At 64.5% G+C, this 24,586-nt stretch carries 31 protein-coding genes; 11 read left to right on the forward strand and 20 right to left on the reverse strand.

Annotated features, from left to right (window positions below):
* The first annotated feature begins 92 nt into the window (after positions 1–92).
* Positions 93–947, forward strand: a complete 855-nt coding sequence (gene rpoH, locus GWQ44_RS07650; RefSeq protein ID WP_016967616.1) for an RNA polymerase sigma factor RpoH — start codon at positions 93–95, stop codon at positions 945–947.
* Positions 948–1,092: 145 nt separating this feature from the next.
* Here the strand turns inward: rpoH and mtgA are convergent, their stop codons facing one another.
* Positions 1,093–1,815 (reverse strand): monofunctional biosynthetic peptidoglycan transglycosylase, encoded by a 723-nt coding sequence (gene mtgA, locus GWQ44_RS07655; protein WP_275926973.1) that lies wholly within the window; start codon positions 1,813–1,815, stop codon positions 1,093–1,095.
* 74 nt (positions 1,816–1,889) lie between these two features.
* Here mtgA and GWQ44_RS07660 point away from each other — a divergent pair, with 74 nt between their 5' ends.
* From GWQ44_RS07660 to trmB, 4 genes are all read left to right on the forward strand, one after another.
* Positions 1,890–2,270: a DUF423 domain-containing protein gene (locus tag GWQ44_RS07660; RefSeq protein ID WP_179599337.1), complete on the forward strand. Its 381-nt coding sequence runs from the start codon at positions 1,890–1,892 to the stop codon at positions 2,268–2,270.
* A 71-nt stretch (positions 2,271–2,341) separates the two neighbouring features.
* Complete coding sequence (gene thiS, locus GWQ44_RS07665; protein WP_047306540.1) at positions 2,342–2,542, forward strand: sulfur carrier protein ThiS; 201 nt, start codon at positions 2,342–2,344, stop codon at positions 2,540–2,542.
* 164 nt (positions 2,543–2,706) lie between these two features.
* The gene (locus tag GWQ44_RS07670) at positions 2,707–3,501 is read left to right on the forward strand and encodes a thiazole synthase (RefSeq protein WP_011064024.1); all 795 of its coding nucleotides are present in this window, start codon (positions 2,707–2,709) and stop codon (positions 3,499–3,501) included.
* A gap of 9 nt (positions 3,502–3,510) precedes the next feature.
* Complete coding sequence (gene trmB / locus GWQ44_RS07675; protein ID WP_016967620.1) at positions 3,511–4,236, forward strand: tRNA (guanosine(46)-N7)-methyltransferase TrmB; 726 nt, start codon at positions 3,511–3,513, stop codon at positions 4,234–4,236.
* Positions 4,237–4,321: 85 nt separating this feature from the next.
* On the opposite strand, the gene GWQ44_RS07680 is transcribed toward trmB, so the two are convergent.
* The 11 genes from GWQ44_RS07680 to GWQ44_RS07730 form a co-directional block, all read right to left on the reverse strand.
* Positions 4,322–4,870, reverse strand: coding sequence for an RNA 2'-phosphotransferase (locus GWQ44_RS07680; protein WP_275926974.1), 549 nt, complete (start codon positions 4,868–4,870; stop codon positions 4,322–4,324).
* 87 nt (positions 4,871–4,957) lie between these two features.
* The gene (locus GWQ44_RS07685; RefSeq protein ID WP_016967622.1) at positions 4,958–5,281 is read right to left on the reverse strand and encodes a DUF3392 domain-containing protein; all 324 of its coding nucleotides are present in this window, start codon (positions 5,279–5,281) and stop codon (positions 4,958–4,960) included.
* Between the two features lie 9 nt (positions 5,282–5,290).
* Complete coding sequence (hemW, locus tag GWQ44_RS07690) at positions 5,291–6,493, reverse strand: radical SAM family heme chaperone HemW (RefSeq protein ID WP_103741290.1); 1,203 nt, start codon at positions 6,491–6,493, stop codon at positions 5,291–5,293.
* Positions 6,490–7,086 (reverse strand): RdgB/HAM1 family non-canonical purine NTP pyrophosphatase, encoded by a 597-nt coding sequence (rdgB, locus tag GWQ44_RS07695; protein ID WP_275927066.1) that lies wholly within the window; start codon positions 7,084–7,086, stop codon positions 6,490–6,492. Before rdgB ends, hemW begins: the two co-directional genes overlap by 4 nt.
* A complete protein-coding gene (locus tag GWQ44_RS07700; protein ID WP_275926975.1) occupies positions 7,083–7,517 on the reverse strand; it encodes a DUF4426 domain-containing protein in 435 nt (144 codons plus the stop codon). The genes rdgB and GWQ44_RS07700 overlap by 4 nt, the downstream gene beginning before the upstream one ends.
* A gap of 26 nt (positions 7,518–7,543) precedes the next feature.
* Positions 7,544–8,164 (reverse strand): methionine biosynthesis protein MetW, encoded by a 621-nt coding sequence (metW, locus tag GWQ44_RS07705; protein WP_016967626.1) that lies wholly within the window; start codon positions 8,162–8,164, stop codon positions 7,544–7,546.
* A gap of 7 nt (positions 8,165–8,171) precedes the next feature.
* Entirely contained in the window at positions 8,172–9,311 is a 1,140-nt protein-coding gene (locus GWQ44_RS07710; protein ID WP_275926976.1) for a homoserine O-acetyltransferase, read from the reverse strand.
* A 163-nt stretch (positions 9,312–9,474) separates the two neighbouring features.
* Positions 9,475–9,768: a DUF167 domain-containing protein gene (locus tag GWQ44_RS07715; RefSeq protein ID WP_253128488.1), complete on the reverse strand. Its 294-nt coding sequence runs from the start codon at positions 9,766–9,768 to the stop codon at positions 9,475–9,477.
* Positions 9,768–10,355 carry a YggT family protein gene (locus GWQ44_RS07720; RefSeq protein ID WP_016967629.1) on the reverse strand — a complete coding sequence of 196 codons (588 nt, stop codon included), beginning with the start codon at positions 10,353–10,355 and terminating at the stop codon, positions 9,768–9,770. The genes GWQ44_RS07715 and GWQ44_RS07720 overlap by 1 nt, the downstream gene beginning before the upstream one ends.
* A 24-nt stretch (positions 10,356–10,379) precedes the next feature.
* On the reverse strand, positions 10,380–11,198 hold the full coding sequence (proC, locus tag GWQ44_RS07725) for a pyrroline-5-carboxylate reductase (protein ID WP_016967630.1): 819 nt from the start codon (positions 11,196–11,198) through the stop codon (positions 10,380–10,382).
* A gap of 34 nt (positions 11,199–11,232) precedes the next feature.
* Complete coding sequence (locus GWQ44_RS07730; RefSeq protein ID WP_016967631.1) at positions 11,233–11,931, reverse strand: YggS family pyridoxal phosphate-dependent enzyme; 699 nt, start codon at positions 11,929–11,931, stop codon at positions 11,233–11,235.
* Positions 11,932–12,124: 193 nt separating this feature from the next.
* Here GWQ44_RS07730 and GWQ44_RS07735 point away from each other — a divergent pair, with 193 nt between their 5' ends.
* Positions 12,125–13,159 (forward strand): type IV pilus twitching motility protein PilT, encoded by a 1,035-nt coding sequence (locus GWQ44_RS07735; protein ID WP_199010904.1) that lies wholly within the window; start codon positions 12,125–12,127, stop codon positions 13,157–13,159.
* Between the two features lie 86 nt (positions 13,160–13,245).
* On the opposite strand, the gene GWQ44_RS07740 is transcribed toward GWQ44_RS07735, so the two are convergent.
* Complete coding sequence (locus GWQ44_RS07740; protein ID WP_016964946.1) at positions 13,246–13,869, reverse strand: C40 family peptidase; 624 nt, start codon at positions 13,867–13,869, stop codon at positions 13,246–13,248.
* Positions 13,870–14,120: 251 nt separating this feature from the next.
* Here GWQ44_RS07740 and GWQ44_RS07745 point away from each other — a divergent pair, with 251 nt between their 5' ends.
* A complete protein-coding gene (locus tag GWQ44_RS07745; protein WP_016964945.1) occupies positions 14,121–14,540 on the forward strand; it encodes a TM2 domain-containing protein in 420 nt (139 codons plus the stop codon).
* 127 nt (positions 14,541–14,667) lie between these two features.
* On the opposite strand, the gene GWQ44_RS07750 is transcribed toward GWQ44_RS07745, so the two are convergent.
* The 7 genes from GWQ44_RS07750 to gshB all read right to left on the reverse strand — a co-directional run bounded on the left by GWQ44_RS07750 (position 14,668) and on the right by gshB (position 20,750).
* Positions 14,668–15,939 (reverse strand): dihydroorotase, encoded by a 1,272-nt coding sequence (locus GWQ44_RS07750; protein ID WP_275926977.1) that lies wholly within the window; start codon positions 15,937–15,939, stop codon positions 14,668–14,670.
* Positions 15,936–16,940: an aspartate carbamoyltransferase catalytic subunit gene (locus tag GWQ44_RS07755; RefSeq protein WP_275926978.1), complete on the reverse strand. Its 1,005-nt coding sequence runs from the start codon at positions 16,938–16,940 to the stop codon at positions 15,936–15,938. Before GWQ44_RS07755 ends, GWQ44_RS07750 begins: the two co-directional genes overlap by 4 nt.
* A 25-nt stretch (positions 16,941–16,965) precedes the next feature.
* Entirely contained in the window at positions 16,966–17,472 is a 507-nt protein-coding gene (gene pyrR / locus GWQ44_RS07760) for a bifunctional pyr operon transcriptional regulator/uracil phosphoribosyltransferase PyrR (protein WP_016964943.1), read from the reverse strand.
* Between the two features lie 116 nt (positions 17,473–17,588).
* Positions 17,589–18,026, reverse strand: a complete 438-nt coding sequence (gene ruvX / locus GWQ44_RS07765) for a Holliday junction resolvase RuvX (protein WP_016964942.1) — start codon at positions 18,024–18,026, stop codon at positions 17,589–17,591.
* Entirely contained in the window at positions 18,026–18,595 is a 570-nt protein-coding gene (locus GWQ44_RS07770; protein WP_275926979.1) for a YqgE/AlgH family protein, read from the reverse strand. Before GWQ44_RS07770 ends, ruvX begins: the two co-directional genes overlap by 1 nt.
* Before the next feature lie 154 nt (positions 18,596–18,749).
* A complete protein-coding gene (locus tag GWQ44_RS07775; RefSeq protein ID WP_047306488.1) occupies positions 18,750–19,649 on the reverse strand; it encodes an energy transducer TonB in 900 nt (299 codons plus the stop codon).
* 129 nt (positions 19,650–19,778) lie between these two features.
* Entirely contained in the window at positions 19,779–20,750 is a 972-nt protein-coding gene (gshB, locus tag GWQ44_RS07780; RefSeq protein ID WP_016964939.1) for a glutathione synthase, read from the reverse strand.
* A 235-nt stretch (positions 20,751–20,985) separates the two neighbouring features.
* Between gshB and pilG the strand changes: the two genes are divergently transcribed.
* From pilG to GWQ44_RS07800, 4 genes are all read left to right on the forward strand, one after another.
* Positions 20,986–21,390 (forward strand): twitching motility response regulator PilG, encoded by a 405-nt coding sequence (gene pilG, locus GWQ44_RS07785; protein WP_016964938.1) that lies wholly within the window; start codon positions 20,986–20,988, stop codon positions 21,388–21,390.
* Positions 21,391–21,447: 57 nt separating this feature from the next.
* Entirely contained in the window at positions 21,448–21,813 is a 366-nt protein-coding gene (pilH, locus tag GWQ44_RS07790) for a twitching motility response regulator PilH (protein WP_042941009.1), read from the forward strand.
* 10 nt (positions 21,814–21,823) lie between these two features.
* Positions 21,824–22,363, forward strand: coding sequence for a chemotaxis protein CheW (locus GWQ44_RS07795; protein ID WP_016964936.1), 540 nt, complete (start codon positions 21,824–21,826; stop codon positions 22,361–22,363).
* A 140-nt stretch (positions 22,364–22,503) separates the two neighbouring features.
* Positions 22,504–24,567: a methyl-accepting chemotaxis protein gene (locus GWQ44_RS07800; RefSeq protein WP_253163859.1), complete on the forward strand. Its 2,064-nt coding sequence runs from the start codon at positions 22,504–22,506 to the stop codon at positions 24,565–24,567.
* Positions 24,568–24,586: the final 19 nt, after the last annotated feature.

The following is a 24,586-nucleotide window of genomic DNA, read 5'->3' on the forward strand; positions in this document are numbered from 1 at the left end:
CTTTCAGAATATTTGGGAACTTGTTTCGCGGTTCCCGGTCAATTTTCGCAGTGCTGAACTGCACGAGTTATGTGAGTCGGAGGTTTTTTCGTATGACCACTTCTTTGCAACCTGCTTACGCATTGGTTCCAGGCGCCAACCTGGAGGCCTATGTGCACACGGTGAACAGCATTCCATTGCTGACGCCCGAGCAGGAGCGTGAACTGGCCGAGAGTCTCTACTATGAGCAGGATCTTGAGGCGGCTCGGCAGATGGTGCTCGCCCACCTGCGTTTTGTCGTACATATCGCCCGCAGCTATTCCGGCTACGGGCTGGCCCAGGCCGACCTGATCCAGGAAGGCAACGTTGGCCTGATGAAAGCCGTGAAGCGCTTCAACCCGGAAATGGGCGTGCGCCTGGTGTCCTTTGCCGTGCACTGGATCAAGGCAGAGATTCACGAGTTCATCCTGCGTAACTGGCGGATTGTCAAAGTCGCGACCACCAAGGCCCAGCGCAAGCTGTTCTTCAACCTGCGCAGCCAGAAGAAGCGTCTGGCCTGGCTGAACAATGAAGAAGTGCATCGCGTGGCGGAAAGCCTGGGCGTCGAGCCCCGTGAAGTGCGCGAGATGGAAAGCCGTCTGACCGGCCAGGACATGGCCTTCGATCCGGCCGCTGAAGCGGACGACGACAGCGCCTTCCAATCGCCGGCCAACTACCTGGAAGACCATCGTTACGATCCGGCGCTGCAACTGGAAGATGCCGATTGGAGCGACAACTCCACCCACAACCTGCACGAAGCGCTGGAAGTGCTGGACGAGCGTAGCCGCGACATTCTCTACCAGCGCTGGTTGGCCGAAGAGAAAGCCACGCTGCACGACCTGGCGCAGAAGTACAACGTTTCCGCCGAGCGTATCCGCCAGCTGGAAAAGAGCGCGATGAACAAGCTGAAACTGTCCATCGCCGCTTAAGTCTGAAGCGTCATGCAAAACGCCCCGAGATGATCGGGGCGTTTTTGTTTGTGCGGTTGTCGCAGGAGCCGGCTGCCGGCGAACCCCCAGCCCGGCGCCCCTCTCGAACCTGCTCAAGAAGAGCAGGTGCAAAACCAGTCTCGGGTTACTCCGCCCAAGGCGCCTTGCGCGACTCGTTCAATCGATTCAGATAGTCGGCGCCGCCCAGCAGGCTCATCTGCCGCCGAACCCAGCCGGCCCGTTGCAGTACATAGGTGCTGGGCCGCGCTGCGCTCCACACCCGTGGATTGGGCAGCACCGCCGCCAGCAGGCTGGCCTGCTGGCGCGACAGGCTGGCCGCGCTGACGCCGAAATGATGGCGCGCAGCCGCCTCGGCGCCGAATACCCCTTCATCCCACTCGGCGCTGTTGAGGTAGACCTCGAGAATCCGCTGCTTGGGCCAGAACACCTCGATCAGGGCGGTGAACCAGGCTTCCAGGCCCTTGCGCAGGTAGCTGCGGCCAGACCACAGGAACAGGTTCTTCGACACTTGCTGGCTCAGGGTGCTGGCGCCGCGGATCGAACCACCGCGTTCGTTGTGGGCCAGGGCCGCCTGGATCGCATCGATATCGAAGCCCCAGTGGTCGGGGAATTTCTGATCCTCGCTGGCGATGACCGCCAGCTTGAGGTTGTCGGAGATTTCGTCCCAGGGTGTCCAGGTGCGCTGCAGGTCGATGGGATCGTCGTCGATCCAGGATTCGATCTTGCGCTCCACCATCAGGGCGGTGCCCGGTGGCGGCACGAAACGAAACAGCAGCACCAGCAGCACGCTACCGACCACGAACCACATCAAGGCTTTTACAAGGCGACGAAACAGATAACGCAGCATAGAGATGGCTTGGCCGAACCCGTTGAGCGCGCCATTATACAGACCCTTTGCGCTGAATCTGATTGGAGTTCCTCATGCTGCGTGGCTTCCTGATGCTGGCCGCCTTCTTCGGTTTCACCGGGGTTGCCCTCGGCGCCTTCGCCGCCCACGGCCTGAAAAACCGCCTGAGCACGGAATACCTGGCTATTTTTCATACCGGCGTGACCTACCAGTTGGTGCACACCCTGGCCCTGTTCGGCGTCGCCTTGCTGGCGGCACATGTTCCCGGGCGGCTGGTGACCTGGGCTGGCGCGGCCTTCACCCTGGGCATCCTGCTGTTCTCCGGCAGCCTGTACCTGCTGACCCTGAGCGGCATCGGCAAGCTGGGCATCATCACCCCGTTCGGCGGTCTGGCCTTCCTCGTTGGCTGGTTCCTGCTGGGGCTCGCCGCCTGGCGCCTGCAAGGGGCCGCCTGACGCTTATAGCTGACCTTTAGGTCACGATCGGGCTAGAATGCTGGCCCCTAAAAATGATGGCGGCCTTGAGCATGCGCATTCAGTTGAACGGTGAATCCTTTGAACTGCCCGACGGCTCGACCGTTGCGGCCCTGTTGAGCCAGCTGGAGCTGAGCGGACGGCGGATCGCGGTGGAGCTCAACCTGGATATCGTTCCGCGCAGCCAGCACGCCGAGACGGCCCTCAACGAGGGCGACCAGGTGGAAGTGGTCCACGCCATCGGCGGCGGCTAGTCACTGGCCTCAACAGCGCTGGCGCTGATCTGCGCAGCGCCCTGGCCCGACTCCGGGCCCTTTCATGGACGACATGCTTTCACCGGCCCCCGGATCGAGGCTCACCAGCGCCCCGGGCCTGATAAAGAATTCTGCAAGAACCTCACCCCAACAGAGGATTTCCGATGAGCAACGTTCGTAGTGACAAGCCTTTCGTCCTGGCCGGTCGGACGTACCAGTCGCGTTTGCTGGTAGGCACCGGCAAGTACCGCGACATGGAAGAAACCCGCCTGGCCATCGAGGCCTCGGGTGCCGAGATCGTCACCGTCGCCGTGCGCCGGACCAATATCGGCCAGAACCCGGGCGAACCGAACCTGCTGGATATCCTGCCGCCGGATCGCTACACCATCCTGCCCAACACCGCCGGCTGCTATGACGCGGTCGAAGCCGTGCGCACCTGCCGCCTGGCCCGTGAGCTGCTCGATGGCCACAACCTGGTAAAGCTGGAAGTGCTGGCCGACCAGAAGACCCTGTTCCCCAACGTGCTGGAAACCCTCAAGGCCGCCGAAGTGCTGGTCAAGGAAGGGTTCGACGTGATGGTCTACACCAGCGACGACCCGATCATCGCCCGCCAGCTGGCGGAAATGGGCTGCATCGCGGTCATGCCGCTGGCCGGCCTGATCGGCACCGGGCTGGGGATCTGCAACCCGTACAACCTGCAGATCATCCTCGAAGAAGCCAAGGTCCCGGTGCTGGTGGATGCCGGTGTTGGCACCGCTTCCGACGCCACCATCGCCATGGAGCTGGGCTGTGAAGCGGTGCTGATGAACTCGGCCATCGCCCACGCGCAGCAACCGGTAATGATGGCCGAAGCCATGAAACACGCGATTGTCGCGGGCCGCCTGGCGTACCTCGCCGGTCGCATGCCGAAGAAACTCTATGCCAGCGCCTCCTCGCCGCTGGATGGTCTGATCAAGTAAGAGCCATTGATGACTGAATCAAACGACACGCCAATCCAGCCGGAAGCCGGCGACGAGCGCCAACACCGCCGCATCAAGAGTTTCGTGATGCGCGCCGGGCGCATGACCGAAGGCCAGCAGCGCGGCCTGGATCAGGGCGCGCCGCTGTACGTGCTGCCCCTGGCCGACGCCCCGGTGGACTACGACCAGGTGTTTGGCCGTTCGGCGCCGCGCTCGTTGGAAATCGGCTTCGGCATGGGCCACTCGCTGCTGGAAATGGCCGCGGCGGCCCCGGAGCAGGACTTCATCGGCGTGGAAGTTCACCGTCCGGGTGTCGGTGCGCTGCTCAATGGCGTGCTGACCCAGGGCCTGACCAACCTGCGGGTCTACGATTGCGACGCGATTGAAGTGCTCAACCGCTGCATTGCCGACAACAGCCTGGACCGCCTGATGCTGTTTTTCCCCGACCCGTGGCACAAGAGCCGGCACCACAAGCGCCGGATCGTCCAGGCCTCCTTCGCCGAGCTGGTGCGCAGCAAGCTCAAGGTGGGCGGCATTCTGCACATGGCCACCGACTGGGAGCCTTATGCCGAATACATGCTGGAAGTGATGAACGTTGCCCCGGGTTATCGCAACCTGGCCGAAGACGGTAAGTGCGTGCCGCGCCCGGCCGAGCGCCCGATCACCAAGTTCGAGCGTCGTGGCGAGCGTCTGGGTCACGGCGTGTGGGACCTGAAGTTCGAAAAGATCGACTGAGCCCCGCTGTTGTAGGAGCTGGCTGGGTGGCGTTCGCTTGCCCGCGAAGAGGCCGGCAAGGGTGCCTTCGCCAGCCAGCTGGCTCCTACAGGGCCTGGATGAAATCGACCGGCACCTGGTCGGTCAGCCACACCCCATTCTCCGCCTGATAGAACCTGAAGCCCTGGGCCTGCATGGCCTGGGCGTCGATCTGCAGGATCACCACCTGGCCGTAACGCTGGCCCACGGCCCGGGCGGTGTCGATCTCCTGGGACAGGTGCACGTGGTGCCGTGAACCCGGGATCAGCCCCTTCTCATTGATCGACTCCATGAAGCGCGTGGCGGTGCCGTGGTAGAGCACCGCGGGCGGTTGCTTTGCCTCAAGCTGCAATTGCACGGTCTTGTTGGAGTGCCCCTGAACGGCGCGGATGCGCCGGCCGTCAGCGGAGAGGGCGAAGCGCTTCTTGTCGTTGCCTTCGACCACCCGCTCGATCAGTTCCCGGCTCAGTTGTCGGCCGCCCTTGGCGGCGCCGCTGATCAGCGCGTCGATGTCGCCCCAGCCTTGGCTGTCCAGTTCCAGGCCGATGGCCTGGGGCTCGTGGCGCAGCACGTAGCTGAGGAACTTGCTGATGTCCTCGATGACTTTCTTGCTCATGTTCTTCCTTGATAGCGGGAGCGGCCGTTGGATTGCGTTCGCCGGCTTGGTGTAGGAGCCGGCTTGCCGGCGAAGGGGCCTTGCGAATCAGCGACGATCAGCGATCACGCCGATCAGCACCAGCACCACCAGCAGCACCGGCGCCAGGCTGTAGTTATTGAACTGGCTCAGGCCGCGGACGATCCACGGCGTGGCATAGATCAGCGCCAGGCCGCTGCCGACCATGCACAGCAGGGCCATCAGCGGCACGCGCAGGGCGCCGGCGATGCCGCCCAGGCGTTGCTCGACCCAGCCCTTGATGTCCGCGCCGAACAGCACCAGCAGGCAGCCCACCAATGCCAGGGCGATTTCCGAGAGGTTGCTGCGACTCCAGCGGGACACGGTGGCAAGCAGGTCGAGTACCAGATCCATGTGATTTCCTTAGATCAGAAAGTATTGCAGCAGGTCATTGAGGAAGAGTTGCCCACGGGCCGTGGCCGCCAGGCGTGACGGTTCGACCTGCAACAAGCCGCTTTGTTCGGCCTGGCGCCGGCCTTCGGCAAGGCTGCTCAGGTCCAGGCCGGTGCGCTGGGCGAACAGTGCGGCGTCCACACCGTCGGTGAGGCGCAGGGCGTTCATCAGGAACTCGAACGGCAGTTCTTCGTTGCCCAGGTCTTTCTCGCCGGCCTTGAACGGTTTGGCCGGGTTCAGGTAGTCCTTGGGCAGGCGGGTCTTCCAGGTGCGCTGGATGCGCCCGTCCGGGTGGCTGAGCTTGCCGTGGGCGCCAGCGCCGATGCCGATGAAATCGCCAAAGCTCCAGTAGTTCAGGTTGTGCCGCGCCGCGCGTCCGGGCTGGGCGTAGGCCGAGACTTCGTACTGGACGTAGCCATGCTCGGCCAGCAGCGCCTGGCCGGCTTCCTGGATATCCCACAGGGTGTCGTCTTCCGGCAGCACTGGCGGCTGGTTCCAGAACACCGTGTTGGGTTCCAGGGTCAGCTGGTACCAGGACAGGTGGGTCGGCTTCATGGCGATGGCCTGGCGCAGGTCGTCCAGGGCATCGTCCAGGGACTGGTCCGGCAAGCCGTGCATCAGGTCCAGGTTGAAGTTGTCGAACCCGGCCTGGCGTGCCATGCCAGCGGCGCGAATCGCTTCATCGCCGTTGTGGATGCGTCCCAGGGCCTTGAGCTTCTGTTCCTGGAAGCTCTGGATGCCGATGGACAGGCGGTTGATGCCCAGGGCGCGGTAGGCGGTGAACTTCTCCTGCTCGAAGGTCCCGGGGTTGGCTTCCAGGGTGATTTCGATATCGCCGGCGAAGGGGATGCGCTGTTCCACGCCCTTGAGCAGCCGGCCCAGGGCTTGGGCGCTGAACAGACTCGGGGTGCCGCCGCCGAAGAAGATCGAACTCAGCTCGCGGCCATGGACCGCGTGCAGCTCCAGATCGAGATCGGCGAGCAGGGCGTCGACGTACTCTTCTTCCGGCAGCGTCGGGCTGGCGGCGTGGGAGTTGAAATCGCAATAGGGGCATTTGCGTACACACCACGGGATGTGGATGTACAGCGCCAGGGGCGGCAACTGGGGCAGCGCCGCCCGAGGCGTTGGCGCGCCGCCGAGAATCAGCGGCGACGCGGATCGGTCTTGGCTCATTTCAGGCCCAGGCGTTGCCGCAGCATGACCATGGCGCGGGCGCGGTGGCTGAGCTGGTTTTTCTCCTCGGGGCCCAGCTCGGCGCTGGAGCAGTCACGTTCCGGCACCCAGAACAGCGGGTCGTAGCCAAAGCCGTGCTCGCCGCTGGCGGCGGTAAGGATGCGCCCGTGCCACAGGCCTTCGCAGAGGATCGGCAGCGGATCGTCGGCGTGCCGCACCAGGGCCAGGACGCAGACGAACTGCGCGCCGCGCTGTGCTTCGGGCACGTCCTTCAGAGCGTCGAGCAGCTTGGCGTTGTTCGCCGCGTCGCCCTGGCCGTCGGCATAGCGCGCCGAGTAGATGCCCGGCGCGCCACCGAGGAAGTCCACCGCCAGGCCGGAATCGTCGGCCAGCGCCGGCAAACCGGAAATGCGCGCGGCATTGCGCGCCTTGAGGATGGCGTTTTCGACGAACGACAGGCCGGTTTCTTCCGGCTCGACGCTGCTGAACTCGCCGATCGAGCGCAATTGCACCGAGGCGCCGAGCATGGCCTGGAGTTCTTTGAGTTTGCCGGCGTTGTGGCTGGCCAGTACGAGTTGCGTAAGGTTCATTATTCGCCCGGGAATAGCTCTTGGTTGAAGCTGAAGCTGTTGGTGTCACCGCCGGTTTGCACGGTGATGGTGAAGGTACGGGTTTCCTGCTGTTCCACCGGGAACTGGGCGATGTAGTAGATCGCGCCCTGTTCGCTGATCTGGCGGAACTTCAGCGGGATGCTCTTGCTGGTCAGGTCCTTGACCGTGCCGCTGACCTGGCCGACCAGCGGCTTGCCATCCTTGATCAGGGACACGTTGATCACGCCCTGGTTCTTGCTGCGAACCAGCTCCGCGGCCCTGGCGACGTCAGGTTGCAGGTAGGTGGAGTTGAAGGTGTTGTAGTGCACGGTGATGTCACCGAACACTTCCTTGCGTTCGCTCTTGATCGGGTCCGCCGCCAGGGCGCTGAAGCTCAGGCAGGCAGCCAATATAAATGTCACCAGACGTCCCATGATGGTTCTCCTCGATGCAACGTGGTTTAAACCGCGACTTTGTGCTCTTGCAGACCGGGACTGCTGACGCGGTAGATGCCGATCTCTCCCAACAGATTAGGCCATAGCTTACTGGCCCACCCGTGGCGGTGTTGTTGATCGACGGCAAGGCGGTTGATCACCCGGGCTTGGCGCTCGCGGCACAGCTCTTCGAAGTCCTCGAAGGTGCAGAAGTGGATGTTCGGCGTGTTGTACCAGGTGTACGGCAGGAACTCCGAGACCGGCATCCGGCCCTTGCTGGCCAGGTACCAGCGGCAGCGCCAGTGACCGAAGTTGGGGAAGGTGATGATGCATTGGCGACCGACCCGAAGCATCTCGTCGAGAATCTTGTCCGGGTAGTGCACGGCCTGCAGGGCCTGGGTCATGACCACGATGTCGAAGCTGTTGCTGGCGAAGTTGCCCAGGCCCTTGTCCAGGTCCTGCTCGATCACGTTGATGCCCTTGGCCACGCACTCGGCGATGTTGTCCGGGTCGTTTTCCAGGCCGTAGCCGGTGACTTGCTTGTGTTCCTGCAGCCAGCTCAGCAGCTCGCCGTTGCCGCAGCCCAGGTCGAGGACGCGGCTGCCGGCGGGGATCCATTCCTGGATGATTTCCAGATCGGCTCTCATCGTGTCCTCACAGCGTTATGCGGTTCATGTAGTGACTAAAGGCCTGCAGGTAGCGCGGGATCGGGATCAGGAAGGCGTCGTGCCCCTGGGGTGCGTCGATCTCCAGGTAGCAGACGTCCTTGCGCGCGGCCATCAGCGCGTCCACCAGCTCCCGGGAACGGGCCGGGGAGAAGCGCCAGTCGGTGGTGAAGGACATCACGCAGAACTTGGCGCTGGCGTTGGCGAAGGTCTTGGCCAGGTCGTCGTCGAAGTTCGCCGCCGGGTCGAAATAGTCCAGGGCCTTGGTCATCAGCAGGTAGGTGTTGGCGTCGAACCGCCCGGAGAACTCCTCGCCCTGGTAGCGCAGGTAGCTTTCCACCTGGAACTCGACGCTGTGGAAGTCGTAGTTGAGCTTCTCGCTCTTGAGGCCACGGCCGAACTTCTCGCCCATGGAGTCATCGGACAGGTAGGTAATGTGCCCCACCATGCGCGCCAGCATCAGCCCGCGCTTGGGGATCACGCCCTGTTCCTGGAACGAGCCGCCGTGGAATTCCGGGTCGGTGAGGATCGCCTGGCGCGCCACTTCGTTGAAGGCGATGTTCTGCGCCGAGAGCTTGGGCGCCGAGGCGATGGCCAGGCAGTGCCGGACCCGGTCCGGGTAGGTGATGGTCCATTGCAGGGCCTGCATGCCACCCAGGCTGCCGCCGATCACCGCCGCCCACTGGCCGATGCCCAGGCGGTCCGCCAGGCGCGCCTGGCTGTGCACCCAGTCTTCCACGGTCAAGACCGGGAAGTCGGCGCCAAACGGCTTGCCGGTGTCCGGATTGATACTGCTGGGGCCGGTGGAGCCGTTGCAGCCGCCGAGGTTGTTGAGGCTGACCACGAAGAACTTGTTGGTATCGATGGGCTTGCCGGGACCGATGCAGCTGTCCCACCAACCGGGCTTGCGGTCATCAAGGCTGTGGTAGCCGGCGGCGTGATGATGGCCGGACAGGGCGTGGCAGATCAGCACCGCGTTGCTGGCGCTGGCATTGAGCTGACCATAGGTTTCATAGATCAGGTCGTAGGCGGGCAGCGAGCGTCCGCAGGCCAGGGCCAGGGGTTCGCTGAAGTGGGCCAGTTGCGGTGTGACCAGACCAACAGAATCGGGGGGGAAGGCAGTTGGCATCGATCCTGCTCTCGTTCAAATGAGGCGTAAGTCTAAAGACCACTGCCCCCAGCGGCAAGCAAAGCCCGGGGCTGTGTTTCGTCGGGGAAAATGGCGGGGGAGCTTCGCTGGCAAGCCCGCTCCTGCGGCGGACATGGGGCGCAGGCGCCGGCTTGTCGGCGAATCAGGCTGGGCGCGCCAGCCCCGGCAGATCCGGCAGCTTCTTCGGCGCTTGCAGGCGCACGCGCTTCTGCCGGTTCAACTCGCCGCTGACCAGGCTGACGTGGCTCTTGGGGATGCCGAAGGCCTTGGCCAGGAACGCCATCAGGTGCGCATTGGCCTTGCCCTCCACGGGCGGCGCGGTGAGGCGGATTTTCAAGCGCTCCCCATGCAGGCCAGCGAACTCATCGCTGCTGGCCTTGGGTTGCAGGTGACAATCGAGAATCAGATCGTCACCGTCCCAGCGGAAAAAACTCATCAGATCAGCCCGAACAGCTCGCGGGGCATGAAGGTGTAGAACGCCAGGCGGGGAATCAGCCACTGCTGCAGCAGCTGAATCACGATAAAGGCCAGGATCGGCGAAATATCCAGGCCGCCCAGGTTCGGCACGATGCGACGGAACGGCGCCAGGAACGGCTCGCTGATCTGGTAGGCCAGCTCGGCGCCCGGACTCTGGCTGCCGGGCGCGACCCAGGACAGGATCACGCTGATGATCATGGCGAAGAACCACACCTTGAGCAGCAGGGCGAAGATACCGATCGGCGCCCAGAGCAGCAGCCCGAGGACGTTGAAGGGGATGTAGCTGAGGGTGAGGATGATGGCGAACAGCAGCATCTGCACGATCAGCGCCAGGACCAGCGACGACAGGTCCAGGCCGAACACGCTGGGAATGACCCGGCGCATGGGTTTGAGCAGCGGTTGGGTGGCGCGCACGATGAACTGGCAGATCGGGTTGTAGAAGTTCGCCCGTACCACTTGCAGGATGAAGCGCAGCAGGACCACCAGCAGGTACAGACTGCCCAGGGTCTGAATCACGAAAATGGCAGCGTCGTTGAGTCCGAACATTATGGGTTCCTTTGTGGGGGCGAATTAACGACCGAGTTGTTCGGCCATCTCGGCCGAACGGTGCGCGGCGGCAGCCAGGGCTTGCTCCACCAGGGCTTCAAAGCCGTTGGCCTGGAAGGATTTGATGGCCGCTTCCGTGGTCCCCGCCGGCGAGGTCACGCGGCGGCGCAGTTCGGCGGCGTCGACGTCGCTGGAAACGGCCATGTGGGCCGCGCCCAGGGCGGTTTGCAGGGTCAGTTGGGCGGCGGTTTCCCGTGGCAGGCCGAGTTTCTCGCCGGCGGCGGTCATGGCTTCGATCAGCAGGAAGAAATACGCCGGGCCGCTGCCGGAGACAGCCGTTACGGCGTCCAGTTGCTGCTCTTGATCCAGCCACAGGGCGATGCCCACGGCGGACAGCAGCTCCTCGGCCTGATGGCGCTGTTCAGGGCTGACCCGGGCGTTGGCATACAGGCCGCTGACGCCCTGGCGCAGCAGCGCCGGGGTGTTGGGCATGCAGCGCACTATGGGTTGTTCGCCGAGCCAGTGGCTCATGCTGGCGCAGGTGATGCCGGCGGCGATGGACACCACCAGTTGCTGCGGCTGCAGGTTTGGACGCAGGGCCTCGCACACGGCTTTCATGGCCTGGGGCTTGACCGCCAGGACGATCACGTCAACGCCGGCGATGGCCTCGGCGTTGTCGGCAAACACCTGGATGCCGTGCTCGGCCGCCACCTTGGCCCGGGTTTCGGCTCCGGGGTCGCTGGCGCGGATCTGCGCCGCCTCCAGGCCTTTGGCGCGCAGGCCGCCGATGAGGCTGGCCGCCATGTTGCCGGCACCGATAAAAGCGATACGAGTCGTGTTCATGACAGGTCCTTATGAGAGGTCAGGGTCAGTCGCATCAGGACTGACTGTAGTCGCGGGCGCCAAACAGCGCGGTGCCGATCCGCACCCAGGTGGCGCCTTGGGCAATGGCCGCTTCGAGGTCGTGGCTCATGCCCATGGAAAGGGTGTCCAGGGGCAGCTTGAGGCTGTCCCGCAGTTGATTGTTCAAGGCCTGCACCGCGGCGAAGGCAGCCTCCTGGGCGGCCCGATCCTCGGTGGGCTCGGGTATCGCCATCAGCCCGCGCAGTTGCAGGCGCGGCAATGAGCTGATGGCGCTGGCCAGGGCCGGCAGGTCGGCCGGGGTGCAGCCGGATTTGCTGGCTTCGCCGCTGACGTTCACCTGGATGCAGATGTTCAGCGGCGGCAGCTCGGCCGGGCGTTGCTCGGACAGGCGTTGGGCGATTTTCAGGCGATCCACGGAATGCACCCAGGCAAAGTGCTCGGCGATGGCACGGGTCTTGTTCGACTGAATGGGGCCGATGAAGTGCCAACTCAAGGGCAGGTCGGCCAGTTCCTGTTGCTTGCCCAGGGCTTCTTGCAGGTAGTTCTCGCCGAAGTCCCGCAGGCCGGCGGCGTAGGCTTCGCGCAGGGCGGCGGCGGGCTTGGTCTTGCTCACGGCCAGCAACTGGACGCTGGCCGGGTCACGCTGTACGGCCTGGCAGGCGCTGCGGATGCGCTCGGCGAGCTGGGCGATGTTGTCTGCTATCGTGGACATTCGATTTCTTCTCAAAAGTACCGGCGGCCTCGGCCTGCCGGCTGCCGCGTGAATCCACCAGACCCTCACCCTCCACTGGCCAGAGCATTGCTCGATGGCCGTGGCGGACCTTGCCCTTGCATCGGGCAATGGCCGGCGCCCAGGGGCGGGCGGGTCTGAAGCTCGCGGCATTCTACTGGAATTGGGGGCCACTATGGACATCACCGAACTCTTGCTCTTGAGCGTCGCCCGAGGGGCTTGCGACCTGCATCTGTCCGCCGGACTGGCGCCGCTGTTGCGGATCGACGGCGATATCGGCGCGCTGGAAGGGCCTGCCCTGGACCAACAGCAGACGCTGGCCTTGATCCACGGCCTGATGAGCGAACCCCAGCGCCAAGCTTTCGCCGCCACCCGGGACCTGGACTTCGCCTACGAGCTGCCGGGCGTGGCGCGCTTTCGGGTCAATGCCTTCCAGCATGCCCGGGGCGCCGGCGCGGTGCTGCGCCTGATTCCTGCGCGGGTACAGAGCCTGGAAGCGTTGGGGCTGGGGGATGTGTTTCGGCAGATTGCCGAGACGCCCCGGGGGCTGGTGCTGGTGACCGGGCCCACCGGCAGCGGCAAGTCCACCACCCTGGCAGCGATGATCGATCACCTGAACCGGCATCGGCGCCAGCACATCCTCACCATCGAAGACCCCATCGAATTCGTGCATCCGCAGCACAGCTGCCTGGTGCACCAGCGTGAAGTGCAGCGCGACACCCAGAGCTTCGCCAGCGCCTTGCGCGCGGCGCTGCGGGAAGACCCGGACATCATCCTGCTGGGCGAGTTGCGCGACCTGGAGAGCATCCGCCTGGCCCTGACCGCAGCCGAAACCGGGCACCTGGTGTTCGCCACCCTGCACACTGCATCCGCGGCCAAGACCATCGACCGGCTGGTGGACGTGTTCCCGGGGGAAGAAAAGGCCCTGGTGCGCTCGATGCTGGCCGAGTCGCTACAGGCGGTGATTGCCCAGGTGTTGCTGAAGAAGGTCGGTGGTGGCCGAGTGGCGGCACACGAAATCATGCGGGGCAGCCCGGCGATTCGTAACCTGATTCGCGAGGACAAGGTGGCGCAGATGTATTCGGCGATCCAGACCGGCGGCGCCCAGGGCATGCGCACCCTGGACATGAGCCTCAAGGCCTTGCTCGGGCAAGGGCTGATCAGCCGTGAGCAGGCGCGGGAGCAGGCAAGGATGCCGGAGAGCTTTTGACCGGGCTGGAAATGCATTCGCCGGCAAGCCGGCTCCTACAGGTGGGCGTAGGAGCCGGCTTGCCGGCGAATGGGCGAATCAGCAGATTAGCGCTGCACGACCCGCAGAGGCGCGTGTTCCTTGGGCAGGACCCGCTTGGCAACCACATAGTGGCTCTGCCAGTAGGGCTTCTTCAGGGTGTCGATGGTCACCGCCTTGCCGCGCCGCGGGGCGTGGATGAAGCGGTCTTCGCCCAGGTAGATAGCGACGTGGTTGACCTTGCGGCTCTTGATGTTGAAGAACAGCAGGTCGCCCGGCTTCAGGTCCTTGCGTTCGACCTTCTGCCCGTGGCCGCTGGCCATGGCGTTGGAGGTGCGCGGCAGATCCACGGCGGCAACGTCGTTGAAGGCGTAACGCACCAGGCCGCTGCAATCGAAGCCTTTACTTGGGCTGCTGCCGCCCCAACGATAAGGCGTACCGAGGACGTTGACCGCGCGGCTGAGGACAGTAGTGCTCGGCCGGCCGGCGTTGTTGGCCACCAGCTTGCTATCGGTCTTGCTCAGGCGGGTGGGGTGCTTGATGTTGCTCTTGTTCTTGGCGGTGACCGTCGAAACATGAGGTTTCGGGGTGTAGCCATTGACGTTGGGAAGTCGTTGCTCACGGTTGGTGGCGTGGGCGGCCAGTGGCATTAATAGGCAAATGGTTAGCCATGTCTTGAAAAATGGTCGCATTAGGCAAGGCTCTTATTTGGTTTGCGCGCAACTTTATAACAGCTTTCAGGTCACTTCCGTGGCCGTTTGTCGATTCAACCTTGGGGTCAACTTCGGCAAAGAGGTGGCAACTTGACGCAGAAAACTGTCAGAAGTCAGGCGGTACAAGGCTTTGACGGGAGAGAAGGTAACATTGCCCACATGTCGAATGCCTGTAAAAAAGTCACAAAGGTTTTAAGAATATTTATCTATCACCTGCAAAGAGGCTCTTAATGAACACCTATCGTCAGGATGCATCCGCCCATGACACTCACAGCAAGGTGATCGGTTACCTGTTGTGGATTTTCGGCTTTACCGGTGCCCACCGCTTCTATTACGGCAAGCCTGTGACCGGGACCATTTGGTTCTTCACCTTCGGTCTGTTGGGCATTGGCTGGCTGATCGACCTGTTTCTGATCCCGTCCATGGACCGGGAAGCGGACTTGCGTTTCACCTCGGGCCCGCTGGAGTACAGCGTCGCCTGGATTTTGCTGACCTTCCTCGGAGTCTTCGGCGTGCACCGCATGTACCAGGGCAAATGGCTGAGCGGGGTGATCTACTTGTTCACCGGCGGCCTGTTCTTCCTCGGGGTGCTGTACGACTTCTGGACCCTGAACGATCAGGTGTCCCTGGAAAACGCCAAGCGCCGTTGATTCCGTCATCGGCGCAGGCGGTGATGGCGTTGCATGTAGCTACTGTCGCAGTGCGCCATCAGGCGCGGCGGCTCCTTCGGAGCCGTTCGCAGCCTGCGGCAGCGGCTACAGGGTGTTTGCCAGGCAATCAGCCCTGGTAGCTGATGTGTCCGTCCACCAGGGTGTAGCGCACCGCGCCCGGCAGGCTATGGCCGAGGAACGGGCAGTTCTCGCCCTTGGACAGCCAGCGCTCGCCGGCCACGGTGGAACTGGCCGGGTCGAACAGGACCAGGTCCGCCGCGCCACCTTCCACCAGCTTGCCCGCCGGCAGGCGCAAGGCGGCGGCCGGACCAGCGCTGAGGCGCGCCAGCAGGGTCGGCAGGTCCAGCAAACCGTCCTGAACCAGGGTCAGGGCCAGCGGCAGCAGCAATTCGACGCTGCTGATGCCTGGCTCGGTGGCACCGAACGGCGCCAGCTTGGCGTCGCGCTCGTGGGGCTGGTGATGGCTGGAGATGGCTTGCACCACCCCGGACTTCACCGCCTCGCGCAAGGCGTCACGGTCGGCCCGTGAACGCAGTGGCGGCTGCACGTGATACAGGCTGGAGAAGTCGATCAGCGCCTCGTCGGTGAGGATCAGCTGATACAAGGCAACATCGGCGGTCACTGGCAGGCCGCGGGCCTGGGCCTGGGCGATCAGCTCAACGCCGCGGGCGCTGGTCAGCTGGCTGAAGTGAGCGCGCACGCCGCTTTGTTCCACCAGCAGCAGGTCCCGGGCCAGGGCCACGGTTTCTGCGCTTTCGGGAATCCCCGGCAAGCCGAGGAAGCTGGCGGTAGCACCTTCATGGGCCAGGCCGCCTTCGGCCAGGTCGCGATCCTGGGAGTGAAAGATCACCGTCAGGTCGAAGGTGGCGGCGTATTCCAAGGCGCGGCACAGGGTGCGGGTGCTGCGGAAGCCGTCCAGGCCGTTGCCGAAAGCCACGCAACCGGCGTCACGCAACGCGATCAGCTCGGCCAGTTGCTCGCCTTCCAGGCCCTTGCTCAAGGCGCCGATGGGGAACACCTTGCTGTTGCCGGCTTCGCGGGCGCGATCGAGGATCAGCTCGGCCACCGCCGAGGTGTCCAGAACCGGCTTGGTGCGCGGTGGGCAGCACAGGCTGGTGACGCCACCGGCCGCGGCGGCGCGGGTTTCGCCGGCGATGCTGCCCTTGCGGCTGTAGCCCGGCTCGCGCAGGGCGACGCTCAGGTCCACCAGGCCGGGCGCGGCCACAAGGCCCTTGGCATCGATGATAGTGACGGCATTGAAACCGCCGGGAGCGGCGCCGATGGCGACGATCTTGCCGGCTTCCAGGTGCAGATCAGTGGTTTGATCCAGGCCGCTGCTTGGATCGATGACGCGGGCGCCGAGAATGCTGAGCTTCACTGGGCGTTCTCCTGCTCGAATTGTCGCTGGGCGGTCTGCCCGCTCATGGCCATGGACAGCACGGCCATGCGCACTGCAATGCCGTAGGTCACCTGATTGAGGATCACCGAATGCGGGCCGTCGGCCACCGCCGATTCGATCTCCACGCCGCGGTTGATCGGGCCCGGGTGCATGACGATGGCGTCGGGCTTGGCCCCGGCCAGGCGTGCGGTGGTCAGGCCGAACAGGCGGTAGAACTCGCCTTCGCTGGGCAGCAGGCCGCCCTGCATGCGCTCACGCTGCAGGCGCAGCATGATCACCACGTCCACATCCTTCAGGCCTTCGGTCATGTCGGTGTAGACCTTGACCCCGTATTGCTCGACGCCGATGGGCAGCAGGGTTTTCGGCGCGATCACGCGGATGTCCGGGCAGCCGAGGGTTTTCAGCGCCAGCATGTTCGAGCGCGCGACCCGCGAGTGCAGGATGTCGCCGACGATGGCCACCGAGAGGTTCTCGAAACCGCCCTTGTGCCGGCGGATGGTCAGCATGTCGAGCATGCCCTGGGTCGGGTGGGCGTGACGGCCGTCGCCGCCGTTGATGATCGCCACCTGGGGGCACACGTGTTCGGCGATGAAGTGCGCGGCGCCGGAGTCGCCGTGGCGCACCACGAACATGTCGGCGGCCATGGCTTCCAGGTTGCGCAGGGTGTCCAACAGGGTTTCACCCTTGCTCGCCGAGGAGGTCGAGACATTCAGGGTGATCACGTCCGCCGACAGCCGCTGGGCCGCCAGCTCGAAGGTGGTGCGGGTGCGGGTGGAGTTCTCGAAGAACACGTTGCACACGGTCTTGCCGCGCAGCAGCGGGACTTTCTTCACCGCCCGGGCGCCGACTTCGAGGAACGAGTCGGCGGTGTCGAGGATTTCCGTCAGCAGCTCGCGGTTCAGGCCGTCGAGGGACAGGAAATGGCGCAGCTGGCCCTGATCGTTGAGCTGCAGCGGGCGCTTGGCGTCTAGAGGCGTCATCGCAATGGACTCTTAAAAGGGCGAGTTAGAGGGCGAGGTCTTGGAGCTCGAGTTGAAGCGGCGCAGGACCGGACAATTTTACCCGCTCGTGGGCGGCCAGCGACAGGGTCGCGCCCACCACATTCGGACGAATCGGCAGCTCGGCGGCGTTCAGGTCCAGCAGGCAGACCAGGGTCACGCTGGCCGGGCGGCCGTAGTCGAACAGCTCATTGAGGGCCGCGCGCACGGTGCGGCCGCTCATCAGCACGTCGTCGATCAGCACCAGGTGTTGGCCTTCGATCTCGAACGGCAGCTCCGAAGGCCGCACCTGCGGATGCAGGCCGTTCTGGCTGAAGTCGTCGCGATAGAAGGACACGTCCAGGGTGCCCAGGGGCGCGTCGCTGCCCAGGGCTTCCAGCAGGGCCTGGGCCACCCAGACGCCACCGGTGCGGATACCGATGAAGCGTGGCTCGCTGATGGCGCGCTGGGTCAGGTAGGCGTTGAGATCAGTGGCCATCTGGCTGATCAGGGCGGCGGGATTGGGCAGGCTCATGGTGGCTCCTTCGTGGGCTCGCGCCTGCTGCCGGGCAGCAGGGCACGGGAACTTACGGCTGGTGTTGGGCCAGGAGGCGCGCAGCCCGGGGCCGCGCATCTTCAGGATTCGGGATATCAGGTATTCAACAGCGTGGCGTTTTCATCGAGCCAGCCCTGCAGCAGCAGGGCCGCGGCGATGGCGTCCACCGGGTTGTCGCGGTAACTGCCTTTCTGCCCGCCCCGGGCCAGGCGCTCGCCCTTGGCCTCGAAGGTGGTCAGGCGTTCATCGTGGGTATAGAAGGGCACATTGAAGCGGCCGTTCAGGCGCCGGGCGAACTTCTCGGCGCGCACGCACATGTCGCTGGGGCTGCCGTCCATGTTCAGGGGCAGGCCCACCACCACGGCGTCGGGTTTCCACTCCTTGATCAGCGCCTCCACCTGATTCCAGTCCGGCACGCCGTTCTGCGCCTTGAGGGTGCACAGCTCGCGGGCCTGGCCGGTGATGGCCTGGCCCACGGCGACGCCGATCTGCTTGGTGCCGTAGTCGAAGCCGAGGATCAGTCGCAAGGCCATCAGGCGTGGCCCGCCTGGCTGGTGAGCAGGCTGAGGTTGACCCCCAGGTGCCGGGCGGCGGCTTCCAGGCGCAATTCGCTGCTGGTGTTGAACAGGATGTCGGCGTCGAAGGGGCAGGTCAGCCAGGCGTTGTCCGCCAGCTCGGCTTCCAGTTGCCCGGCTTCCCAGCCGGCGTAGCCCAGGGCGATCAGGCTCTTGGCCGGGCCGACGCCGTCGGCGATGGCGAACAGCACATCCTGGGAGGTGGACAGGGACAGCCCTTCGAGCTCCACCGTGGCCTGGTAGACCGGGCCGCTGGGGTGCAGGACGAAGCCGCGATCGGTCTGCACCGGGCCGCCGCTGAAGATCGGCACGTGCTGGCACAGCAGCGGCGGTTCTTCGTCGGGGCGCAGTTGTTCGAGGATATCCGCCAGGTTCAGGTCCTGGGGCCGGTTGATCACCAGGCCCATGGCGCCACCGGCGTTGTGCTCGACGATGTAGGTCAAGGTCTGCGCAAAGTTCGGGTCGGCCATATGGGGCATGGCGATCAGGAAGTGATGCTTGAGATAGCTTGGGCTGACATTTTTCATGAGCGCTAGTGTGGCGGTGGCGGGCCCGGCTGACAAGCGTCACCCGGTGGGTGCCGGCTTATCGGCGAAGGTGTCGTTGGGGTTTGCGCTGGGCGGGCCTTTTCGCCGGCAAGCCGGCTCCTATGGGAGATGGGCTCTTGCCCGCGGAGGCGGGTCAGTTGCTCGACAGCTTGTCGCCCCGGGCGAAGCGCCAGGTGCGGATGATTTCCAGGCGGTCGATGTCCGCCAGGTCGCCGGTGAAGGGCGCGAACGGCGCGGCCAGGCGCACGATGCGCTGGGCTGCCTGGTCCAGCAGCGGCTGGCCGGAGGATTCCAGCACCAGCACTTCATACAGCGAGCCGTCGCGGTTGATCGAAACCATCAGCCGCAAGTTGCCGTAGATCTGCTTGCGCCGGGCCTCCTCGGGGTAGTTGAGGTTGCCGATGCGCTCGACCTTCTTGCGCCACTCGTCCTTATACCAGGCGCCCTTGTCGCGCATGGTGGAGGCGGCGCTCAGGCGGTGGATGCGCGGGCGCTTGGCGTACAGCTGTTGTTCGTTGGCCAGTTCGGCTTCCAGGCTGGAAATCTCGCTGGACAGCTGGGAGCTGTCGAATGTCGGGGTGTCGGCCTTGGGCGTCGGGTCTTTCTTGACCTCTTCGCGCTGGGTCACGGTTTTTTTCGGTTTCGGCGCGGTGGTGGCCACGGCCGCCTTGGGCGCGGCTTCCTTGACCTCGGGCTTGACCGACGGCGGAGGCACGACCTTTTTCACCGAATTGTCCTGGAACGGCGCCACTTCGGTGGTTTTCGGAATGGCCTTCTTGTCCAGGGTGCCGCTGCCTTCCTGGTGCTCCTGGGCGAGAAAGTCAGCCTTCTTCGGCTTGGTCTCGCTCTTGAAGGTGGCCAGGGTGATTTCCAGGGTCTTGCTGATGGTCTGGGGTTCGGCGAAGGAAAAACCCAGGCCGAGGATCAGCGCCAGGTGCAGCAGCGCCGCCAGGAACAGGGTAAATCCCAGGCGATCGGCCGCGCGCACGCCGCCATGGGCTAGCTCGGGGGGCAGATCGGACGGCAGGCTCATGGGCGGTTCGACATCACGGCAGGCATCACACAACCAACATCACGTTTTCACAGGCGGCGCATGATAACGCAATGTTGGTTTCAAGCCTTGAGTGCCAAGCTTCAAGCGACAAGCTGCAGATGACGCAGATCAAGCTTGCGGCTTGTTGCGGGCGGCTTGCAGCTTGCGTTCGATGGCATCCATCAGCCGCGCGCCGATCTGGGTGCCGAAGGCGTTGTCGATCTCACGGATGCAGGTGGGGCTGGTGACGTTGATTTCCGTCAGGTGCTCGCCAATCACATCGAGGCCGACGAACAGCAGGCCCTTGGCCCGCAGGGTCGGGCCGACCTGGGCGGCGATCCAGCGGTCCTTGTCGCTCAGTGGACGGGCTTCGCCACGACCGCCGGCGGCCAGGTTGCCTCGGGTTTCACCGGCGGCGGGGATGCGCGCCAGGCAGTAGTCCACCGGTTCGCCATCGATCATCAGGATGCGCTTGTCGCCGTCCTTGATCGCCGGCAGGTAGGCCTGGGCCATGATCTGCTGGCTGCCGAGCACGGTCAGGGTTTCGAGGATCACCGACAGGTTCGGGTCGCCGGCGCGGTGACGGAAGATCGAGGTGCCGCCCATGCCGTCCAGGGGCTTGAGGATCACATCGCCATGCTCGGCGGCGAACTCGCGCAATACATCGGCGCGGCGGCTGACCACGGTCGGCGGGGTGCATTGCGGGAACAGGGTGGCGAACAGCTTTTCATTGCAGTCGCGCAGGCTCTGGGGCTTGTTGACCACCAGCACGCCGGCGCTTTCGGCCTGTTCCAGCAGGTAGGTGGAGTAGACGAACTCCATGTCGAACGGCGGGTCCTTGCGCATCAGGATCACGTCCAGATCGCTCAGCGGGCAGTCGATCTCGGCGTCCAGCTCGAACCATTTCTCCGGGTTGGCGAACACCTGCAGCGGCCGCATGCGCGCCCGCGCCACGCCGGCGCCCTGGTACAGGTCGCGCTGCTCCATATAGAAGAGGGTCCAGCCGCGCTCCTGGGCGGCCAGCAGCATGGCCAGCGAGCTGTCCTTCTTGTAGGAGATGCTGGCGATAGGGTCCATGACAATCCCGACGCGAACGCTCATGGGTGGATTCCTTAAAAAAATGAGTGGGAGCAAGGCAAAAAAAGTGGCGTCAGAGTGGCGCTGACAGGGGCCTGGGTCAAGGAAAAACCACTGCCTGGCATGGTCCATAGATTGCAGGGGGGAGAGTGTGCTAAAAAGGCTCGCAGGCCGGGCCGAGGCCTTGAAGTTCAAGGGTTTGGGGCGTTGGCCGGCGGTACCGGATCAAATCATTCGCTGGGGCGATGGCAGAGCAGATATGGAACAGCATTCCAACGCCTTGAAGGTGATGGTGATCGACGATTCGAAGACGATTCGCCGCACGGCCGAAATGCTGTTGAAGAACGTCGGCTGCGAGGTCATTACCGCCGTGGACGGTTTCGAGGCCCTGGCCAAGATCGTCGATCATCATCCCGGCATCATCTTCGTCGACATCATGATGCCGCGGCTCGACGGCTATCAGACCTGTGCGCTGGTGAAGAACCACAGCGCGTTCAAGTCCATCCCCGTGATCATGCTGTCCTCCAAGGATGGCCTGTTCGACAAGGCCAAGGGGCGCATCGTCGGCTCCGACCAGTTTTTGACCAAACCCTTCAGCAAGGAAGAACTGCTGAGCGCAATCAAGGCCCACGTTCCGGACTTTGTCGCGCTTGCGCCACAGTAGACACGCACAATGGCGCCCGGCCCGTGGGCCGCGCGCCCATACCGTATGGGGAAGACCATGGCTCGTATTCTGATCGTCGATGACTCGCCGACTGAAATGTACAAACTCACCGGCATGCTGGAAAAGCACGGCCATGAAGTGCTCAAGGCCGAAAACGGCGCCGACGGCGTGGCCCTGGCCCGGGAAGAAAAGCCCGATGCGGTGCTGATGGACATCGTCATGCCCGGCCTCAACGGCTTCCAGGCCACCCGCCAGTTGACCAAGGACGCCGAGACCAGCCATATCCCGGTGATCATCATCACCACCAAGGATCAGGAAACCGACAAGGTCTGGGGCACCCGCCAGGGCGCCAAGGACTACCTGACCAAGCCGGTGGACGAAGAGACCCTGATCAAGACCCTGAACAGCGTCCTGGCCGGCTGATCGCCCGGCCATGAGCGAAACCCAGACCGCCTTCGAGCTGCTGCTGGAAATCGACCAGCGCTGCCGCCTGCTGGCCGCCGACCTGCCGTCCCAGGAAACCCGCCAGCACGGCTGGAGCGGCATCGGCTTCCGCCTCGGGGAGCATTGGTACGTGGCGGCCATGGGCGAAATCAGCGAAGTGCTGCACGAGCCGCGCTACACCCTGCTGCCCGGGGTCAAGCCCTGGGTCAAGGGTGTGGCCAACCTGCGCGGGCGGCTGCTGCCGATCATGGACCTGTGCGCCTTCTTCGGTCATGAGCTCTCGCCCCTGCGCAAGCAGCGGCGGGTGCTGGTGGTGGAGTACAAGGAGCTGTTCGCCGGCCTGCTGGTGGATGAAGTGGCGGGCCTCAAGCATTTTGCCCAGGACAGTCTGGAGCCGGGCCCCGGCGACTTTGCCATTGCGGCGATCAACCCCTACCTGCAGGGGCAGTTTCGCAGCGAGCAGCTCTGGCAGGTCTTCAGCCCCTTCGCCCTGGCCCGCTCGCCGGCGTTCCTGGAGGTGGCGGCGTGAGCCTCGCCCGGTCCTGCTTGCCCTGCGTTCGCTGTACCACGGCCAGCCCGTGCTGCCCTGGTTCCATCCATGCTGCCCGAGCGTTGCATGCGCCCCGGGCTCCTGAAAGCGGGATCGCCCGCTCGCCACAGGCCTGATCGATGACCAAAGCCAAAACCGGCAAGCCCCTGGAAGGCTCCCGCAGTCGCTCGCAGATCATCGTGCTGTTCATCGCACTGATCGTGTTCATCATGCTGCTGTTCGCCAACTTCGCGTACCTGAACACCCAGGCCACCTACGACAAGCAGTACATCGGCCACGCCGGCGAGCTGCGGGTGCTGTCCCAGCGCATCGCCAAGAACGCCACCGAAGCGGCGGCCGGCAAGGCCGCGGCGTTCAAGCTGCTGGGGGATGCGCGCAACGACTTTGCCCAGCGCTGGAGCTACCTGAAGAAGGGCGACCCGGCCACCGGCCTGCCCGGGGCACCGGTGGTGCTGCGCCAGGAAATGCGCGCGGTGCAACTGGACTGGGAAAAACTGCTGAAGAACGCCGACGTCATCCTCGGCAGCGAGCAGACGGTGCTGTCCCTGCATCAAGTGGCGGCGACCCTGGCGGAAACCGTGCCCCAGCTGCAGGTGGAATACGAGAAGGTGGTGGAGATCCTGCTGCAGCGCGGCGCTCCGGCCGCCCAGGTGGCCATGGCCCAGCGCCAGTCGCTGCTGGCCGAGCGGATTCTCGGGGCGGTGAACACGGTGCTGGCCGGCGACGAAAATGCGGTCCAGGCCGCCGACGCCTTTGGCCGTGATGCCGCGCGCTTTGGCCTGGTCCTCAACGGCATGCTGCAGGGCAACCCCGGCTTGAAGATCAGCCAGGTCGAAGACCCGGACGCCAGGGCCCGGCTGGCGGAAATTTCCGAATTGTTCGAGTTCGTCTCCGGTTCCGTGGACGAGATCCTCGAAACCTCTCCCGAGCTGTTCCAGGTCCGGGAATCGGCGAGCAACATCTTCAGCCTGTCCCAGACCCTGCTGGACGAAGCCTCGCTGCTGGCCACCGGCTTCGAGAACCTGGCCGGCAGCCGCAAGCTGGACACCATCGGCGGTTATGTCCTGGGCCTGCTGGCCCTGGCCTCGATCATCCTCATCGGCCTGGTGATGGTCCGCGAAACCAACCGCCAGCTGCGGGAAACCGCCGAGAAGAACGAGCGCAACCAGAACGCGATCATGCGCCTGCTGGACGAGATCGAGGACCTGGCCGATGGCGACCTGACGGTCACCGCCTCGGTCACCGAAGACTTCACCGGGACCATCGCCGACTCCATCAACTACTCCGTGGACCAGCTGCGCGACCTGGTGGCCACCATCAACCTCACGGCGGGTCAGGTGGCCGGCGCGGTGCAGGAAACCCAGGCCACCGCGATGCAGTTGGCCGAAGCGTCGGAGCACCAGGCCCAGCAGATTTCCGAAGCCTCCATGGCGATCAACGAGATGGCCCAGTCCATCGACCAGGTGTCGGCCAACGCCGCCGAGTCGTCGGCGGTGGCCGAGCGTTCGGTGGAGATCGCCAACAAGGGCAACGAGGTGGTGCACAACACCATCCACGGCATGGACAACATCCGCGAACAGATTCAGGACACCGCCAAGCGCATCAAGCGCCTGGGCGAGTCGTCCCAGGAAATCGGCGACATTGTCAGCCTGATCGACGACATCGCCGACCAGACCAACATCCTGGCCCTCAACGCGGCGATCCAGGCTTCCATGGCCGGTGATGCCGGGCGCGGTTTTGCCGTGGTGGCCGACGAGGTGCAGCGGCTGGCGGAGCGCTCCTCGGCCGCCACCCGGCAGATCGAGACCCTGGTGCGGGCGATCCAGACCGACACCAACGAAGCGGTGATCTCCATGGAGCAGACCACCACCGAAGTGGTGCGCGGCGCGCGTCTGGCCCAGGACGCGGGGGTGGCCCTGGAGGAGATCGAAGGCGTGTCCAAGACCCTGGCGGCGCTGATCCAGAGCATTTCCAACGCGGCCCAGCAGCAGACCTCCTCGGCCGGGCAGATCTCCCTGACCATGAACGTGATCCAGCAGATCACCTCGCAAACCTCGTCCGGTTCCACCGCGACCGCCGAGAGCATCGGCAACCTGGCGAAAATGGCCAGCCAACTGCGCCGCTCGGTGTCCGGCTTCACTTTGCCGGCCACCCGGGCCCCGGCCCCGAATGACAATCGCTGACGCAAGGCCTTGACGGGAG

The sequence above is a fragment of the Pseudomonas sp. 3MA1 genome (assembly GCF_029237275.1).
Taxonomy (GTDB): Bacteria; Pseudomonadota; Gammaproteobacteria; order Pseudomonadales; family Pseudomonadaceae; genus Aquipseudomonas; species Aquipseudomonas fluorescens_AP.